General features: G+C 34.3%; 15 protein-coding genes and 4 pseudogenes. 7 read left to right on the top strand and 12 right to left on the bottom strand.

Features of this window, described 5'->3' with window-relative positions:
- The first annotated feature begins 409 nt into the window (after positions 1-409).
- Positions 410-1,255, top strand: a complete 846-nt coding sequence (locus Y7E_RS0128420; protein ID WP_017154564.1) for an AraC family transcriptional regulator — start codon at positions 410-412, stop codon at positions 1,253-1,255.
- Positions 1,256-1,338: 83 nt separating this feature from the next.
- Here the strand turns inward: Y7E_RS0128420 and Y7E_RS33840 are convergent, their stop codons facing one another.
- On the bottom strand, positions 1,339-1,491 hold the full coding sequence (locus tag Y7E_RS33840) for a hypothetical protein (protein WP_017154563.1): 153 nt from the start codon (positions 1,489-1,491) through the stop codon (positions 1,339-1,341).
- Between the two features lie 186 nt (positions 1,492-1,677).
- Between Y7E_RS33840 and Y7E_RS0128410 the strand changes: the two genes are divergently transcribed.
- Positions 1,678-2,112 carry a VOC family protein gene (locus Y7E_RS0128410; RefSeq protein ID WP_017154562.1) on the top strand — a complete coding sequence of 145 codons (435 nt, stop codon included), beginning with the start codon at positions 1,678-1,680 and terminating at the stop codon, positions 2,110-2,112.
- Positions 2,113-2,511: 399 nt separating this feature from the next.
- On the opposite strand, the gene Y7E_RS0128400 is transcribed toward Y7E_RS0128410, so the two are convergent.
- Together Y7E_RS0128400 and Y7E_RS0128395 are read right to left on the bottom strand one after the other, a co-directional pair.
- The gene (locus Y7E_RS0128400) at positions 2,512-2,850 is read right to left on the bottom strand and encodes an ASCH domain-containing protein (RefSeq protein WP_017154560.1); all 339 of its coding nucleotides are present in this window, start codon (positions 2,848-2,850) and stop codon (positions 2,512-2,514) included.
- A 19-nt stretch (positions 2,851-2,869) separates the two neighbouring features.
- Positions 2,870-3,058, bottom strand: coding sequence for a hypothetical protein (locus Y7E_RS0128395; protein ID WP_017154559.1), 189 nt, complete (start codon positions 3,056-3,058; stop codon positions 2,870-2,872).
- A gap of 115 nt (positions 3,059-3,173) precedes the next feature.
- Here Y7E_RS0128395 and Y7E_RS33835 point away from each other — a divergent pair, with 115 nt between their 5' ends.
- Positions 3,174-3,326 carry a ribbon-helix-helix domain-containing protein gene (locus tag Y7E_RS33835; RefSeq protein ID WP_017154558.1) on the top strand — a complete coding sequence of 51 codons (153 nt, stop codon included), beginning with the start codon at positions 3,174-3,176 and terminating at the stop codon, positions 3,324-3,326.
- A 216-nt stretch (positions 3,327-3,542) separates the two neighbouring features.
- Here the strand turns inward: Y7E_RS33835 and Y7E_RS0128385 are convergent, their stop codons facing one another.
- The 4 genes and pseudogenes from Y7E_RS0128385 to Y7E_RS33830 form a co-directional block, all read right to left on the bottom strand.
- A complete protein-coding gene (locus Y7E_RS0128385; RefSeq protein WP_026049388.1) occupies positions 3,543-4,205 on the bottom strand; it encodes a restriction endonuclease in 663 nt (220 codons plus the stop codon).
- Positions 4,206-4,373: 168 nt separating this feature from the next.
- Positions 4,374-5,063 (bottom strand): IS6 family transposase, encoded by a 690-nt coding sequence (locus Y7E_RS0128380; RefSeq protein WP_017150282.1) that lies wholly within the window; start codon positions 5,061-5,063, stop codon positions 4,374-4,376.
- Positions 5,064-5,123: 60 nt separating this feature from the next.
- A pseudogene (locus tag Y7E_RS32410) lies at positions 5,124-5,243 on the bottom strand (MerR family DNA-binding transcriptional regulator); the annotation flags it as partial.
- Positions 5,244-5,308: 65 nt separating this feature from the next.
- Positions 5,309-5,452, bottom strand: coding sequence for a hypothetical protein (locus tag Y7E_RS33830; protein ID WP_016133140.1), 144 nt, complete (start codon positions 5,450-5,452; stop codon positions 5,309-5,311).
- Between the two features lie 384 nt (positions 5,453-5,836).
- Here Y7E_RS33830 and Y7E_RS0128370 point away from each other — a divergent pair, with 384 nt between their 5' ends.
- Positions 5,837-6,505, top strand: coding sequence for a DUF4097 family beta strand repeat-containing protein (locus Y7E_RS0128370; RefSeq protein WP_017154556.1), 669 nt, complete (start codon positions 5,837-5,839; stop codon positions 6,503-6,505).
- A 51-nt stretch (positions 6,506-6,556) separates the two neighbouring features.
- On the opposite strand, the pseudogene Y7E_RS34925 reads toward Y7E_RS0128370, so the two are convergent.
- Positions 6,557-6,734: pseudogene (locus tag Y7E_RS34925) on the bottom strand (heteromeric transposase endonuclease subunit TnsA); the annotation flags it as partial.
- 148 nt (positions 6,735-6,882) lie between these two features.
- A pseudogene (locus Y7E_RS33390) lies at positions 6,883-6,969 on the bottom strand (IS6 family transposase); the annotation flags it as partial.
- Between the two features lie 407 nt (positions 6,970-7,376).
- Between Y7E_RS33390 and Y7E_RS0128365 the strand changes: the two are divergent.
- Genes Y7E_RS0128365 through Y7E_RS33820 form a run of 3 tightly spaced genes read left to right on the top strand, consistent with a single transcriptional unit; the run spans position 7,377 to position 8,711 of the window.
- Positions 7,377-8,327 carry a tyrosine-type recombinase/integrase gene (locus tag Y7E_RS0128365; RefSeq protein ID WP_017154555.1) on the top strand — a complete coding sequence of 317 codons (951 nt, stop codon included), beginning with the start codon at positions 7,377-7,379 and terminating at the stop codon, positions 8,325-8,327.
- A gap of 14 nt (positions 8,328-8,341) precedes the next feature.
- Positions 8,342-8,512 (top strand): hypothetical protein, encoded by a 171-nt coding sequence (locus Y7E_RS33825; protein WP_017154554.1) that lies wholly within the window; start codon positions 8,342-8,344, stop codon positions 8,510-8,512.
- Between the two features lie 25 nt (positions 8,513-8,537).
- Positions 8,538-8,711 (top strand): hypothetical protein, encoded by a 174-nt coding sequence (locus Y7E_RS33820; RefSeq protein WP_017154553.1) that lies wholly within the window; start codon positions 8,538-8,540, stop codon positions 8,709-8,711.
- A 323-nt stretch (positions 8,712-9,034) separates the two neighbouring features.
- On the opposite strand, the gene Y7E_RS0128350 is transcribed toward Y7E_RS33820, so the two are convergent.
- The 3 genes and pseudogenes from Y7E_RS0128350 to Y7E_RS30630 form a co-directional block, all read right to left on the bottom strand.
- A complete protein-coding gene (locus Y7E_RS0128350; RefSeq protein WP_017154552.1) occupies positions 9,035-10,165 on the bottom strand; it encodes an RICIN domain-containing protein in 1,131 nt (376 codons plus the stop codon).
- Between the two features lie 635 nt (positions 10,166-10,800).
- A pseudogene (locus tag Y7E_RS32405) lies at positions 10,801-11,175 on the bottom strand (IS4 family transposase); the annotation flags it as partial.
- A 143-nt stretch (positions 11,176-11,318) separates the two neighbouring features.
- The coding region (locus Y7E_RS30630) for a group II intron maturase-specific domain-containing protein (protein ID WP_272942964.1) at positions 11,319-11,652 on the bottom strand (334 nt) is incomplete at its 5' end.

Here is an 11,652-nt window from a genome sequence, read left to right as displayed (position 1 = left end):
AAAGTTCATTTTGTTTCAACTCTTAAGTTGATGGGCATGATATGGTGACCCCATGCCCATCAACTTAAGAGATTTTAATACCCTCAAGTACCAAAAAACGTCATCCTTTCTAAACAAGTTACCTAGAAAAAGATAAGAATATAAAATATTTTAGATAAATCACCCTAGAATTAAAAGAATGATTTTATATAAAAGAATTGGCAATTTATATTAAAATATTATAAAAATTCTAAAAGAGAAATAATAGAAGTAAATAAAAATAATATATAGACACCAGAGAACAAATAGTTCACCCTTATTTTACATTCTATTTAAGGGTGTATTTTTTGTACCGACATTTTTAGGCATGAAATGTCGGTTATTATTATCTATTATGTATTAAAGTAAATATTTGAAAGGGAGTAAACTTATGGATTGGCTAGAAAGAATGAATAATGCATTGGACTACATTGAGAATAGTTTGGATGAAGAAATAGATTACAAGGAGATTGCAAAGGCAGCTAAGTGCTCTGAATTTCATTTTTCAAGAATGTTTTCTTCAATCTCAGGTGTGTCGCTTTCAGAATATATTAGACGAAGACGTTTAACGCTTGCAGCATTTGAAATTCAAAAAAGTGATATTCGGATCATCGATGTGGCGATTAAATACGGTTACGTTTCTTCTGATGCTTTCTCACGTGCTTTTAAAAAAATGCATGGAATAACCCCTTCTAATGCTCGTAATAAAGGAGTTCAGTTAAAAGCCTTTCCGAAAATTTCCTTTCAAATTTCTATTAAAGGAGATACCGAGATGGATTACAGAATTGAAAACCTCGATTTTGAGTTAAGAATTGTAGGAAAGAGTAAACCCGTAAAAACAAGCAGCGCATTTAAAAAAATCCCTACACTTTGGAACACTGCGAAAAAAGATGGATTTATGCAAGAATTAATAGATATGTCATGGGAAAATCCAAAATGCACGCTTGAAAGCCTTTTGGGGGTTTGTGGAAAAGAAGCTGCCATAACAGATGAAGAGTTTTCCTACTTTATGGGTGTAAGATATGATGGGGAAGTATCATCTGATATGGAAACATTAATTATTCCTGCAAGTACATGGGCAGTTTTTCCCAACATAGTGGATGCATGGAAACGCTTATATTCTGAGTGGGTCCCAACCTCTGAGTATGAACTTGCAAATTTACCGTGCATAGAATGTTATTACGGTCCGAAACATAAACCGAGACATGAACTCTGGGTCCCTGTTATACCGAAATAAGATACATATTCAATAAAAAAGAAGCTGTTTATGGAGTAATGAAAAAAACACTCTCAATTTAAATGCTTAGAAATTTGAGCTTTTTATATTGTGAGTAGCAAATCATGACCTGAAAACTTATGTTTCTGTTGCACAAAAGCTAATTCTCTAGCAAGCTCTTCTAAAAATAAAGAAGTAAGATATCGATGTAATTCTTCAGCAAATAATTGTAGCTCACTTTGAATCGAAAGATTCATAAAAAACGTCATCCTTTCTAATCTAGCTTTTTTAGAAAGGATAACGCTTTTTTATATTTGAGGGTATTAAAATTTCTTAAGTTAATAGGAATATATGGTGAGGCCCTGCCCATTAAAATTCACTTCAAAAGAACATATGTGCTATAATGTTTTTATTCAGAAAATTACGGAAGGTTGTAGGGATGAATGTTAAAACAATTTTTATTTACAAGGGTAGGACATAATTATATTCCAACTACAAATATTGATACGTCTATTAAATGGTATACTCAAAATCTAGGTCTTAAATTAATTAATAAATTTGAAGACCGTGGGTCATATATTGCAGTTTTACATTATCCTCATAAAAATGCAATTGCTACTTTATTGATCCAAACAGAGAACAACAATCCTTTAGAAATAATAAGAAATGAGAAAGCATTTCCTGTGATTGCATTAAATTGTGAAGATATTGAATATACTCATAATCAGCTAAAAGAAAAGGGAATTGAAGTTGAAGATATTAAGGTATTAGGGCAAGGGGAAGCTAAATATTTTTATTTCAGAGATAATGAAGAAAACTTGTTAGAGGCAACCTGGTCAATTTGGGATCCTCTAGATAAGATAAGAGAAGGATGGTAGGGTCCTGTTGCAAAGTTTATTATGAATCAGAAAACTTACGTTTTCGCTTTATCAATCCGATTTCTCTTGCAAGTTTTTTAAGAATACAGGTGTAACATATCGTTGTAATTTTTCCGCAAATGGTTGTAGTTCATCTTAAGTCGAAAGATTCACAAAAAACGTCATCCTTTCTAATCTAGGTTGTTTAGAAAGAATAACATTTTTTTGCACTTGGGGGTAATAAAATTTCTTAAGTTGATGGGCATGTATGGTGAGGCCTTTTAGCGAATAAAGAGCTTTTATTTTTCTTGTTTAGATTTGCTTTCTAACATCGCATAACGTAATAATTTCATCTTTGTTTCCCTTTTTAAAGCTTTCCATTCAGATACCCCAATTTTCATTCTATATCCCCCTTTTATCTTATAAGTTCACCCAAATGACAGCTCCTTGCGGATGTTTGTATGGTCGAGGTGCTGAAAATGTAACAGGATTTCTAAGAACCCAAGCATAGATATTTTTATATCGAGGATTAAAACAATCCTCTCTAGAAATACAATGGAATTCTTCACTTGTTTGATATTCATGTAACGTCAATTTTCTACTTGCTACTAGTTCAACAGTTCCTAGTACTGTACCGCTACCACTTTTAATAAGAGCAATTCTCCCCCTTATGTTGGTATTTGTTCCTCTAATTTCCCATGTTTTTTCACCTTGTAGAATCTTTTCGATGTAAGGTGATTTTATAATTAAGCCTTTCAATCATTTCACCTCATTTCAGCTAAACCAATTTTAAATAGATCATAGCTGTATCAGCTTCCTTTATATAAAAGGCATACTTTTTACCAGTCGCTTCTACTGCACCACACAACATTGCTTGATACCTCAAATCTGTTAGATCAATACCTATTTGTCCATGTTGTAAAAGAAATTGAAGATCCTTCATCATTTTATTGACCGTTTTCCTCATTCTCTTTTCTCCTCTCAAATAGTTATATAACTCATATAACTATTTTATTGTTTGTTTTTCCAATTGTCAATATAAGTTATATAACTTATAATACTTTTTATAGAGGAGGGTTAGAATGGCTGTTAACAAAGAAAAGAACACTCAAATTTTAGTGACATTTACAAAAGAACAGGTAGAGCAAATCGAACAATTTTGGCATGACAATAAGCTAAAAAATCGAAATGAAGCAATTCGCCAACTCGTTGAGAAAGGGTTAAGTCGCAAATAACGACTAGCCTTTTCTATTTCCTCCTAAAATCATCAAATCACTTTTAAAGCCTTTAATAGCCACTATAATGCATTTCATTCCATTCAAGACATATTGCTTTATCAAACTGACGAAAACACTATACAATCAAATCTGAAAGGTCGTTTTTTATAAAGAGGATCTATTTTTGATAATAAATTCCTAAAATTAAAAATTGAGCTGGATTTTCATCACAGCTCAATTTTTAATTGGTTCTGTATGTGTACATTTCGGATATTGAGAACATCCCAAAAACTTGTTTCCTGTTTTATTTGAATTTTTTACAACTAAATGCTTTTTACATGCCGGGCATTTCCTTTCTGCAGGATCCACACCATGATACACATCTTCAGCTGAATACTCTGGATTTACTTTGTTAATCAATTTTTGAAGCTCTACACGATCTATTAGTTTAACATGACACGCTTCCGCTAATTCTTTCGCTTGCTTTGTATATACACTGTTTGTGACAACCCACGCCTCATGAGCCTTGTAATAAGCTTGTGCTGCATAAATCTCCTGTACAGCACGAATGCCAACTCGATTTTTCATGCCATATCGTTTGGCTTGGATGACAATGCGATTTTTTCCTTTCAATACAAGATCCGCTCCAAAATCATTGGATTGTTTTGTGACTTCTGGACGATATCCAAGTTCTCGAAAAAGAGCTTTTAAATACACTTCAAACTGGTAACCGTCCATTCTATCTATATAGTGAATACCTGACTTCGCCATTCGCTTCAGTACTCTTCGCTCCTGGATCTTCCGATACACAAATTTACAAATATGAAATAGAACATAAAGGATAAAACCACAAATCAAAATGTGTAGTATGTCGGGCATAGTTGGTAGATTAGACACTTCGCTCCACCTCTCTGATTGGATTCAATTTCTTTGGCTGTTTTGGTTGAGCTGATTCTTTTGGTTGCTGATTTTGTTGGGAAACCTGTTTTTTTCGGACATCGTTCCAATCGGTTCTGTTGCAAAGTTTCTTAACAGATAAAAAGTTGGTATGATTGCAGATGGATTTTATGCAATCGTTAGTAATTGTTGTAATTCATTGTACGTCGAAAAAACGAAGTTTGGTTGTTGCAAACTTCGTTTTCGTTTATATAGAGCATGAACGGTTTCAATGCCTTTCAAGGTACGTGAAGCATGACGAATACTTTGAAATCCTGCAGATTTGGCAAAACGCCTTTTTACATGTCTATGGTCTTGTTCGATGAGATTGTTCAAATGTTTGACTGTACAATGAGTTGTACGTTTATAAAAGCCTTGTTCCTTTAATTTTTTGAATGCACAAAGTAATGCTGGTGCTTTATCTGTTGTTAGAACCGTTGGTTCTCCAAACGTTTTCACTAACCTTTTTATAAAGGTATATGCAGCCTGATGATCCCGTTTTTTACGAAGTTGAATATCCAATGTGTATCCTTCTTTATCAATTGCACGGTACAGGTAACGCCATTCTCCTTTGACTTTTATATAGGTCTCATCCAATTTCCAAGATAGTTCTATGCTTTTATTTTTCTTCTTCCAAATTTGATAGATAAGGTTTCCATATTCATGAACCCAGCGCATGATGGTTGTAGGATGAACTGAAACACCACGTTCATTCAAAATTTCAGAGACATCACGATAGCTTAAAGAAAAGCGACAATAGTAGCCAACGGCTACCAAAATAATATCTTGTTTAAATTGCTTTCCTTTAAAATATCTCATGTATGATTCTCCTCACTCTGTTTTGCAAAAGTTTAGCTTAGTTTTAAAAACTTTGCAACAGAACCAACGATGGCCACCCTCTGTTTTGGATGCCGGTTTTAATAAGCCGATTTGATCGTAATAACGCAGTGTTCTTACTGTAACGCCTGTCAGCTCCCTAACCTTATTAATATGTATCAACCGATAAACCTACCTTTCTGTATATTAAGATTCTATCGTCAACGACTGTTTTCTTCATTCCACATTTATTCTTCTTTACCCAAAAAAATTTTAAGCAAGTATCCTGCTCCTAAGCCAACCAGTACACCAGGAAATGCATTATCCAGTGTCAGGCCAATACCTGCACCTATAATGACGCATCCATAAATAATAATATCTCCCTGTTTCATATGAAAACCTCCTACCTTCCTAATCTCTCTTATTCATATATACCTAAATATATAAATGCAAATTATAAAATCCTTCTTTCTAGGTGAGTGAGAGCATCTGTTCATACATAGAAGCGGTTAAATCTTTTTCCTGTGCCCCATGCCAAGCGAAAACAAAGAGGAAAAAACGAGTACAGGTCATCTTTTGTTATCCATAGTCGTGATTTATATGTCGAAAAATCAAAATGGATATATAGTAGTTACTTATCAGTATACAAAATGACGCTACGTAAATTTCAAGTTTTTTTAGAATGTTTTTAATTTTCATTAGCAAATCTATATAAAACTTGAAATTGACGTGACGTTACCTTCTATAATGGTATCCAACGAGAGGAGTGTTAAAAGATGAAGAAATACTTTATTGTCATATTGGCTATTCTTACTGTAATGTTTTTAAGTGCCTGTACGGCAGATTCGGTAGGTGAAGACATTCAAATGGCTTCACTTAAAAATGTTGATACTATTCACATAGATCATGGAAGCACGAAGATAAATGTAGTATCCGCGGATATAGATGAAGTGGAAGCATACTTACTTTTAAACGCCAATGGTCCGGGGATTTTAATGGATAAGGAGAAACGAAAAATAATAATTCGAGTAAAAAATGATATAACCCGTTTGGTTAAAATCAATCGGATGCCCCAATTGGAAGTTCGAATTCCGACTAAATTCAAAGGGGAAATCATAGTCGATGGCACTTCTGGCAGCGTCGTTGGTAAGGAGCTACAAACGCACAACCTGCGAGTTAATGGAAGTAGTGGTAACGTAAAACTTGACTTCCTTCACTTCCATAGTGAGGTTTACGTTACTACAACAAGTGGGAATGTGGACGTTTCCTTGAACGGGGATGAACCAGATGCCGAGCTACTCCTCAAATCCAACAGCGGGAGACGTTCAGTCGCCTTTGTATTGGATAATCATCAACAGGGTAAAAAAGAAACAAAAGGAACATCTGGGAGCGGGGATCGTAAAGTGCAATTGGAGACCTCTTCGGGAAGTATATCATTGAAATAATACAGGTACTATTTAAGATAATAAAGGAAATTTCTCTCTGCCATCTATCTATAAACGTGAAAATTCAATTAAGTAAAAGAGTGGTTTCGTTCCAAGTCTGATAAAAATTCATGCTGACGCTTTATTTTGATACCCTTAATCTCGTTGATTTACCCAATGATGAAACATCTTGAATCTTCAACTAAGGCTGATAATCTGGACCTATACCTGAACCTCGACCTTGCTTCATTCACTTTTCAATTTCAGATGTTCTTTTTCTTTTAGACATAAATAACAACCCCTTTAGGCAAAAATATCTAAAGGGGGCAAAGCTTCGCAACTTTATTAAAAACATCGTATCTTTTTTATAAACATCGCGACTTTATTTCAAATCCACACAAATTGTACCGCAGGTACCATCTTACTGTTAATAAGATCAGTTCAGGCTGATAATGCTTCCATTTAAACAAATTTTCCTTTTCCATACTGATCACACCTTTTTTAGATTCATACTATCAGTATGTCCAAGTTTAGGAGATTACTTGCAAGAGTCTTGAATTTTTTGCACCAGAACCCTATTTATACTCATCATTTCCACTCCGGTTTTGCTAAAATGGGTCCCACCCCATGCCCATCAAGCTAAGATTTTAAGACACCCCCATAACGAGAATTTTACCTTTTTACAGTTATATATGAGAATTCGGCTCATTTTTTTCGTTTTGGGGAACAATCAATTTCTTAAGTTGATGGCGATGTATGGTGACCCCTTACAGCATAGATAAGACCGAGTTCCTGGTCTTATCTTTTTTTGCATATTTTTTAGTGGATGAATAGGTAGGTGGAATATGTGTAAAATTTGATATACTAAAAGAAAAATTAGGATGATAGGGTTATGCCAACAACAGAATTCCAAGATACAGTACAACATTTTGCTTCCTTTTTATTAAATAAAGGGAGAAAGCCTTCCACAATTAAACGATATGTTTATGATATTGAAGACTTTGGTCATTGGTTGCAAAAATCTAAAAAACCCCCTCTACATAATATATGGACGACGCTTGGTACAGAGGATTATGAAGCATATTTCTATGATTTAAAACAGCAACGACAGTACTCTGATAAAACAATGCATCGTGTCTATATTGTCTTAAATAGACTGTATCAGTATTTACAACTGCCAAATCCGTTAGATGAGATGCAATTGAGTATTCAACCAAATCGTGCGTTACGTGATGAGGATTTTATCTCGAAAGAGGAAGAAAAAAGGTTACAGTATATTTTAACCTCATTGGACGGATTAACCGAGAGGCAAAGTGCTGTTCGTCCTATACTTCAGGATCGAAACATTTCCATTGTACATTTCCTTCTGAACTATGGACTATCACTACAAGAGCTTGTGGGATTACAAATGAAACATGTTCATTTTGAGAACAATACAATTACAGTTTCAGGAACAATAGGGATAGAAAGAACGATTGTATTAAGTGAAGATGATAAAAAGAGATTATTTGGCTATTACAAAATCATTCCGGAACCTGTTCGTCCAAAATATCATAGTACTGATCCACTATTTGTGGCATTCGATTATAATCGAAATACATTTCGTTGGGTATATGAAAATGATGCACCAAAAGCTTTAACAGAAATTGCTGTTCAAAAAATGATTCGACTTGAAGTTGCTCGAGCAAATTTACGTAAGGGGATCTCAGCGCAACACTTACGGAACACGTTCATTTTACGACTCATTGAGCATCATGTTTCAGAGGAAGAAATTATAAAAGAAGTAGGCTTTAAGTCTAAACTTTCGTTAAAAAGATACTATGATTATATCGATCAAAAGTAACGGAGGAAGACAAAGTGGAAAGAAATGAGAAACAGGAATTACAGTACATAAGAGTGTACACATTGAGGGATAAAAGTACAAAATCCATTAAAATTGAGTCTTGGCGAAACTTTAAAGATGAAATGAAGATGTTGGGTATAACGGAGTCAGATATTTTTCAAATTCAGTTAATCGAAAAGAAATAATAGAAAGATAAAGGGGTATGTTGCAATGAATAAAGGAGACGCTATTCTACGGTTACTTATGGAAATGAAACTGGAACTAAAAGAAGTAAAAGAACAAGTGGAACAAATGCATACATGGGGTACGGAAACGATTCAGGGAATGAGGGGCCACTCTGGGATTAAATTACAATTTCAAAATTTAAACAAAATTCGAAAGTGAATTTTTTTAATGTTCATTTAGTGAAAACGAGTTTTACAAAAGTATGAAAATAGCAAATTGATACGAACCAGCCGTATTATTTCCATTGTCTCAAAAAGAACTTGTATTAATTTCTACAAGTTCTTTTTGTTTCTCTAATAAAGAGAACAAAAGTAAAGCTGTAAATAGAGTGAATAACCAGTGGAGAGTGGGTAACAATTAATGAATTGACATCTTAGTCGAGGTATCCAATAACTAGAGAATATGAAATTTACACAAAACAAAAGAAGAGTCCATTTTGGACTCTCCTTTTGTTTTACGTCTTGTAAGATACATATTTATTGCTATGATCGAGGAATAGTTCTTGTAACTGTTTGGTTTGGATTTGGTACTTTCCAATAAGCTGCATCCCCTGATGTTATCAATTGACCATTTGCACGCGTTACATAGTATTCGTTAATTAACATATATTTTGCACGTGCTATTGTATGCATAAATGGATTCGAATCCGTCACTGTTTCTGTTTTTGACGTTGATTCCGTGGTTGATGTACTTTTAGTAACGGATAGTGTCTTTGTAATTGATGTTGATAACCCAGCAGAAAACCCTTTAAACATAAATCCCAAATCTGCGCCTATTGATATTTCTGTTGTTTCTGTCATGGAAGTTTGATCTGTTCGTGAGACACCGGTCGTTTGTTCAAATTTATATGATTCACCAGCTCCCACTATTCTTTGGGTTATCTTCTCCCAATATTGTCTTCGCACTAAGATATAATATGGTGAATTTTGCATTTTTTGTTGAGCATTGTAATAAGGGTCTTTTACCATGAAATAAGGTAAATATGTAGCATGTGTAATAACTGGTGTTGTGTTATCTGGTAATATTTCATTTAAATCATTTGTTCTAAAATCAGGGGCATTAGGTAAAGTATCCAATTGTGGTGGTTTAACGGAAGCTGTTCCAGATAGTTCTAGATTAAATTTTTGATTTGAAGATCCTGAATAATTATAGGGTATAATTGGTGTTCTATCTTTAGTTGATCCGTTCATTACATCCCATACCCGCCCAGTTCTTTTTACTGCAATCGCTCCGTCATTGGCTATAAAAAACTTTTGATTATCTCCGTTTTGAAAGTCGTATTGTATAAGCATATCCGGAAGACCCGGGTCCATAACATCCAGCACTTTTCCACTATGCTTTGCAGCAATTACAGAATAATTATTATCAAGGGTGAAAATTAAGAATCTTTGATTATCACTATTGTTCACAGTATATTGAAAAGCGGCTTTTTCGTTAGCAGTAGATCCATCTTGTATATCAATATACTTACCACAAAATGTGCGGATTTTATAAAAATTAAAATCAGGAAATGATATTCTTGCACCACTAGCTTTAATTTCACTCGGAATTAATTCCTCATCGTTTATCAAAGGCGTATTCAAATTTTCTTTGGTATTATTTTCATTTGACACTACACATCACTCCTCTAAACAAAATGAACAGCTATAAAACTTAATTTCCTAAAATTGGTTCTACCCAACAAATATAGTCTATTATAGCCACAACATTTTAGATACAAATATTGAGGGTATCAGTATTGAGAAATTTTCATTGGAAGATATCAAAAATTCAGCTAACTTGTTCTTATTTATTTTGTTCGTAAAAGGATACTTTTACGAACAAGGCTAGTTTCAGTTTTGTTTTTATTTTAGGATTTATAGAAAGTATTACACATGAAGATAATAAAATGAGTTTTACAAAACTAAGAAAATGTTAAACCCATAAAAACCCGTTGTATCATGTGTATGTACTGATATAACGGGTTTTTTATATGAATATTTAACTGTCTATTTTACTAATTATAAAAAAACATGAACTTAGTTTTACTTTTTAGGTCGGCTGGGTACGGAAACAATTAGAGGAATAAACTTCCAGAGTGGCCCCTCATTCCCTGAATCGTTTCCGTACCCCATCGCCATCAAGTTAAGAAGAAGCAAATGTAGAAATATGTAAAATTTTCTTCCTAGCACTTCAATAAAAGGAATTATGATAAAAAAGAGCATGCTAAATAACCCTCCCGGGCTAAAATTTTTACAATATATCATTTTCATTTCGGAAGATGCTGTTCGTATGCAATCCCTAAGATATCAAATACTGTTTTTTTTCGATATCGATGTGATTTCCGTCCATTTTTCTCGAGTAAATGGAACAAGCGAAAAAAACTTTTGGCTAACTGATTCGATTGATGTTGCATTTGGTGATATAGTACTCGAAAATAATCATGAATCATATACATGGCTTTCCATTCACTCAGTTCTTTCTGCTTTTTCATCAGTAGTAATTGCCGCATTTGAAACATCACTGTAGAAGATAATAAGAGCGCAATTAATTTCCCGTAAATATGACACTCTAACCGTTCCTTTTTTATATTTATATTGTGATGAATACGAAAAATTGATTTCCATGTTTTAAAAATGATTTGTCGGGTAAAGAACTGGCGCGGTATCAGTTATGACCCGTCTCCAGCCCCTCCCCATAAGAACTGCTCGTGAGGTTTTCCCTCAAGCAGCTCACCCCATAAACTTCATCAAAAGGGTTATGAGACCTATCAAATGGCAGACACTTTCATCGGTATCCCTCTGCACTTTTAAGGGAATGGACTTTCCAGTCCCAGTAGAGCCCCAGTACACCATAGAGATATTCATTACTCCATCTCTGCCATCCGATACTACGCTTTCGTCGCCGTTTCCTTCTTGTCAGCAGTGTACGGATTTTCATCTCCGTATAATCACGCACTTCGCTAAATGCTCCGCTGGAGTTTCCAACTCGAAAGTAGTTCACCCATCCTGTTAGTACTGCATTGATTTGTTTTACTAAGTCTTGTGCTGTTTTGGCTCCTGCGTTTTGAATGAGTTCGCGGATTCTTGCTTTCACTGCCGTACGGGCTTTCTTCTTTGGG

The organism is Bacillus bingmayongensis (assembly GCF_000299035.1).
GTDB classification, from domain to species: domain Bacteria; phylum Bacillota; class Bacilli; order Bacillales; family Bacillaceae_G; genus Bacillus_A; species Bacillus_A bingmayongensis.
Note: the sequence above shows the minus strand (reverse complement) of the source record. Positions and strands in the feature narration are given on the sequence as shown.

Coding starts and splice junctions, on each gene's coding strand:
- Y7E_RS0128420 (WP_017154564.1), top strand. CDS start 410: ATGGATTGGCTAGAAAGAATGAATAATGCATTGGACTACATTGAGAAT.
- Y7E_RS33840 (WP_017154563.1), bottom strand. CDS start 1,491: ATGAATCTTTCGATTCAAAGTGAGCTACAATTATTTGCTGAAGAATTA.
- Y7E_RS0128410 (WP_017154562.1), top strand. CDS start 1,678: ATGTTAAAACAATTTTTATTTACAAGGGTAGGACATAATTATATTCCA.
- Y7E_RS0128395 (WP_017154559.1), bottom strand. CDS start 3,058: ATGAGGAAAACGGTCAATAAAATGATGAAGGATCTTCAATTTCTTTTA.
- Y7E_RS33835 (WP_017154558.1), top strand. CDS start 3,174: ATGGCTGTTAACAAAGAAAAGAACACTCAAATTTTAGTGACATTTACA.
- Y7E_RS0128380 (WP_017150282.1), bottom strand. CDS start 5,063: ATGAGATATTTTAAAGGAAAGCAATTTAAACAAGATATTATTTTGGTA.
- Y7E_RS33830 (WP_016133140.1), bottom strand. CDS start 5,452: ATGAAACAGGGAGATATTATTATTTATGGATGCGTCATTATAGGTGCA.
- Y7E_RS0128370 (WP_017154556.1), top strand. CDS start 5,837: ATGAAGAAATACTTTATTGTCATATTGGCTATTCTTACTGTAATGTTT.
- Y7E_RS0128365 (WP_017154555.1), top strand. CDS start 7,377: ATGCCAACAACAGAATTCCAAGATACAGTACAACATTTTGCTTCCTTT.
- Y7E_RS33820 (WP_017154553.1), top strand. CDS start 8,538: ATGAATAAAGGAGACGCTATTCTACGGTTACTTATGGAAATGAAACTG.